Raw genomic sequence first — 4,476 nt, 5'->3', positions numbered from 1 at the left:
CACGATGTCGGTCACGGGCAGCTCGTCGACGGCCGACGAGGCGTCGCGGCCGAGCCCGCCCGTCAGGCCGTAGAGGAACACGACGAGCGTGGTGATGAGCGTGACGACCACGCCCATGAGGGCGAACCGCCCCTTGGCGAATCTGATGTCACGGAGTGCGACGAACACCTTCTGGACCCTCCTGGGTCGGACTGCTCGGTTCCGCCGGGTCGCCCGGCTGCGCCTTCTCCCGGCTCTCCCTCAAGGCTGTCCGGCCGGGCCGCCGCTGCCATCAGGGAGAGGAGCGGTACCGGAATCCATCGAAAGGTTGATGCCAGGCCCCCGCTGAGGGCGTCCGGCTCCCCGTACCCTCGGTAGATGTGAGCAACTCCGGCATATCCCTGTCCCCGGGCCGGCCCACCGGCTCCCGTACGCCCGAGGACACCCCCGCACTGCGCCTGATGCGCGCCGCCCTGCACGGCACGTTCTTCGTGCTGCTCGCCGTGGCGCTCGGCCCCGTGGCGTTCGGTGGTAAGTCGGCCGCACTGCTGGTGCCGGGCCTGCTGCTCGGGCTGGTCTACGGCGCGGGCGTGCTGCGCGAACGCCGGGAGCCCTCGCGGTCCTGGGTGCTGGGCTGGCTCGCCGCCGTCACCGCACTGTGGATCGGACTGCTGCTCGCCGACCGGGACTTCAGCTATGTCGTCTTCCCGCTGTTCTTCCTGTATCTGCACGTGCTGCCGCGGCGCTGGTCGCTGCCGGCCGTCGGCGCCGCGACCGCGCTGATCGTCGTCGCGCAGTCGCACGGGCCGGACGGTCTCACCGCCGCGAAGGTCATCGGACCGTCCGCGGGCGCGGCCGTCGCCGTGCTCACCGCGTTCGGGTACGCGGCCCTGTACCGCGAGAGCAGGCAGCGCCAGCGGCTGATCGACGACCTGACGAGGACGCGGGACGAACTGGCGGCCGCCCAGCGCGAGGCGGGCCGGCTCGCCGAGCGGCAGCGGCTCGCCCGGGAGATCCACGACACGCTGGCCCAGGGGCTGTCCAGCATCGTGCTGCTGGCCCGTGCCGCGGACAGCGCGCTGCTGCCCGGCGGCGCGGGCCCCGGTACGGCGAGCGAACGGATCCAGGAGGCCGGGCGCACGGCGTCGGAGAACCTCGCCGAGGCCCGTCGCTTCGTACAGGACCTCACGCCGCCCGCCCTCCAGGACGCCGCGCTGCCGGAGGCGCTGCGCCGCATCACGGCCGGTTTCGGCTCAGGACCGCAGGCGTCCGCGCAGCCCGCGCCGGAGATCGTCTTCCGGCTGGACGGCGATCCGTACCCGCTGCCCATCGAGGCGGAGGTCGCCCTGCTGCGGCTCACCCAGGAGGCGCTGGCCAACGTCGCCCGGCACGCGCGGGCCCGCAATGCCGCCGTGACGCTGGTCTTCCTCGACGGCCAGGTGACGCTGGACGTGTACGACGACGGGGTCGGGTTCACCCCGCAGGACCCCGGCGCCCCGCCCGCGGCCGGCGAGCGTGTCTCCTTCGGCCTGCACGGCATGCGCGAGCGCATCGCCGGGCTCGGCGGCACCCTGACCGTGGAGTCCGCGCCGGGCGAGGGCACGGCGGTCGCGGCGGCACTGCCGGTGCCCGCGGCCGACGCGGCCGCCCCGGAACCGGACGCTCAGCCGGCGCCGGCCACGGTGCCGAGGTGATCCGGATCCTGATCGTCGACGACCACCCCGTCGTACGGCGCGGTCTGCGCGCCATGGTCGACGACCTGCCGGAGCTGGAGGCGGTCGGCGAGGCCGCCGACGGCGCCGAGGCGCTGCGGCTGCTGGCCGGCGGGACCGTAGCGCGTCCTGACGTGGTCCTCATGGATCTGCAGATGGGCGCCGGCATGCACGGGGTGGAGGCCACCCGGCGGATCACCGCGCTGCCGGACCCGCCCGCCGTCCTCATCCTGACCACGTACAGCACCGACGCCGACATCCTGGCGGCCGTCGAGGCCGGCGCCACCGGCTATCTGCTCAAGGACGCACCTCCGGAGGAGGTCGCCGCCGCCGTGCGCTGCGCCGCCCGGGGCGAGACCGTGCTGGCCCCGCCGGTCGCCGCGCGGCTGCTGGGCAGGGTCCGGTCGGGGCGGCCCACCCTGTCACCGCGCGAGGCCGAGATCCTGCAGCTGCTCGCCGAGGGGCTGGCCAACAAGCAGATCTCCCGCCGGCTCTTCATCAGCGAGGCCACCGTCAAGACCCATCTGGTGCACATCTACGACAAGCTCGACGTCGACAGCCGCACCGGCGCCATCGCGGCGGGCCTGAGCAGCGGCCTGATCCGGGCCTCCTGAGGGACCCGGCTTTGGTGCTGACAACGCTGCGCCGGGCGAGCGAAGGAAGGTGCGAGAATCGGGGCTGCAGGCAAGCCGTTCGAGACGTCCCGGGAGATCCACGTATGAGCCCCACCATTCCCTCCACGATGGACCGACCGCACTTCATCGGCATCGGCGGAGCCGGAATGTCGGGGATCGCCAAGATCCTCGCGCAGCGCGGCGCCAAGGTCGCGGGCAGCGACGCGAAGGACTCCGAGACGGCCGAGGCGCTGCGGTCCCTCGGGGTCGCGGTGCGCATCGGCCATGACGCCCGGCATCTGGCTCCGGACGCCTCCTGCGTGGTCGTCTCCAGCGCCATCCGCGCGGAGAACCCGGAACTGGCGGCCGCCGCCGAGCGCGGTATCCCGGTCGTGCACCGGTCCGACGCGCTCGCCGCGCTGATGGACGGCACCCGCCCGATCGCGGTGGCCGGCACCCACGGCAAGACCACCACCACCTCGATGCTCGCGGTCAGCCTCACCGCGCTCGGCCTCGACCCCTCGTACGCCATCGGCGGCGACCTGGACGCGCCCGGCTCCAACGCCCACCACGGCGGCGGCGAGATCTTCGTGGCGGAGGCGGACGAGAGCGACCGCAGCTTCCACAAGTACGCGCCCGAGGTCGCGATCATCCTCAACGTGGAGCTGGACCACCACGCCAACTACGCGTCGATGGACGAGATCTACGACTCCTTCGAGACGTTCGTCGGCCGGATCCGGCCCGGCGGCACGCTCGTCATCTCCGCCGACCAGCCGGGCGCCGTCGAGCTGACCTCGCGGGTCCGCGACATCGGCGGGCTGAACATCGTCACCGTCGGGGAGTCCGAGGGCGCCGACCTGCGGATCACCAAGATCAACCAGCGGGGTCTGACGAGCGAGGTCACCGTCCTGCTCGACGGGCGGATGCTCACCTTCACCGTCTCCGTGCCCGGCCGGCACTACGCGCACAACGCGGTGGCCGCGCTCGCCGCCGGTATCGCGCTCGGCACGCCCGCGCGCAATCTCGCCTCGGCGCTCGCCAAGTACACCGGCGTCCGGCGCCGGCTGCAGCTCAAGGGCGAGGCGGCCGGCGTCCAGGTGATCGACTCCTACGCCCACCACCCGACCGAGATGACCGCCGACCTGGAGGCCATCAAGGGCGCGGTTGGGGGCTCCTCCCGGCCGGAGGTTGGGGGAGGGTCGCGGGTGCTGGTGGTCTTCCAGCCGCACCTGTTCAGCCGCACCCGCGAGCTGGGCGTCGAGATGGGCCAGGCGCTGGCGCTGGCCGACGCCTCCGTGGTGCTGGACATCTACCCGGCCCGCGAGGACCCGATCCCCGGCGTCACCAGCGCCCTGATCATCGACGCTGCCACCGCCGCGGGCGCCGATGTGACGGCCGAGCACGACAAGGACGCGATCCCGGACGTGATCGCCGGAATGGCCAAGCCCGGCGACCTTGTTCTCACTATGGGCGCGGGCGACGTGACCGACCTCGGTCCGCTCATCCTGTCCCGCCTGGAGAGCCAGAACTGAGGAGCAACGGCATGCCGTACGAAGTCGAGAAGTCCGACGAGCAGTGGCGCGAGGAGCTGTCCTCCCAGGAGTACGCGGTCCTGCGCGAGGCCGGCACCGAACGGCCCTTCGTCGGCGAGTACACCGACACCAGGACCACCGGTGTCTACTCCTGCCGTGCCTGCGACGCCGAGCTGTTCCGCTCGGACACGAAGTTCGAGTCGCACTGCGGCTGGCCGTCCTTCTACGACCCGGCCGGCTCCGCCGCCGTCGAGCTGATCGAGGACCGCAGCATGGGCGCGGTCCGCACCGAGGTCCGCTGCGCGAAGTGCGGATCCCACCTCGGCCATGTCTTCGAGGGCGAGGGCTACGCCACACCCACCGATCAGCGCTACTGCATCAACTCGATCTCGCTGCGGCTGGCCCCGCAGGAGTGATCCCGACCTCCCGGGAGTGACCCACCGGGAGTGATCCCGCGGGCACGGGCCGTGCATCCAGGGGGTGCGCGGCCCGGCTGCCGCCGTGCTTCGAGCCGTGGCAGGCAGGCATTCAGGCACCTCACATCACGACGCCTCGCAATGGTCACGTCAAGTCCAGCCGGCGCGGCGATGAAGTACCCATGACGACCCTGGAATCCTTCGCCACCGCCGTCCCCGACTC

At 72.5% G+C, this 4,476-nt stretch carries 4 protein-coding genes; all 4 read left to right on the top strand.

What is annotated here, in order from left to right:
- Nucleotides 1-359: 359 nt before the first annotated feature.
- Nucleotides 360-1,673 carry a sensor histidine kinase gene (locus tag O3W51_RS46840; RefSeq protein ID WP_244809487.1) on the top strand — a complete coding sequence of 438 codons (1,314 nt, stop codon included), beginning with the start codon at nucleotides 360-362 and terminating at the stop codon, nucleotides 1,671-1,673.
- A complete protein-coding gene (locus O3W51_RS46835) occupies nucleotides 1,670-2,305 on the top strand; it encodes a response regulator (RefSeq protein ID WP_138354302.1) in 636 nt (211 codons plus the stop codon). The genes O3W51_RS46840 and O3W51_RS46835 overlap by 4 nt, the downstream gene beginning before the upstream one ends.
- 104 nt (nucleotides 2,306-2,409) lie before the next feature.
- On the top strand, nucleotides 2,410-3,837 hold the full coding sequence (gene murC / locus O3W51_RS46830) for a UDP-N-acetylmuramate--L-alanine ligase (protein ID WP_138354301.1): 1,428 nt from the start codon (nucleotides 2,410-2,412) through the stop codon (nucleotides 3,835-3,837).
- A gap of 11 nt (nucleotides 3,838-3,848) precedes the next feature.
- On the top strand, nucleotides 3,849-4,253 hold the full coding sequence (gene msrB, locus O3W51_RS46825) for a peptide-methionine (R)-S-oxide reductase MsrB (RefSeq protein ID WP_269290123.1): 405 nt from the start codon (nucleotides 3,849-3,851) through the stop codon (nucleotides 4,251-4,253).
- Nucleotides 4,254-4,476: the final 223 nt, after the last annotated feature.

The sequence above is a fragment of the Streptomyces sp. H39-C1 genome (genome assembly GCF_027158125.1).
Lineage (GTDB): Bacteria > Actinomycetota > Actinomycetes > Streptomycetales > Streptomycetaceae > Actinacidiphila > Actinacidiphila fildesensis.
Note: the sequence above shows the minus strand (reverse complement) of the source record. Positions and strands in the feature narration are given on the sequence as shown.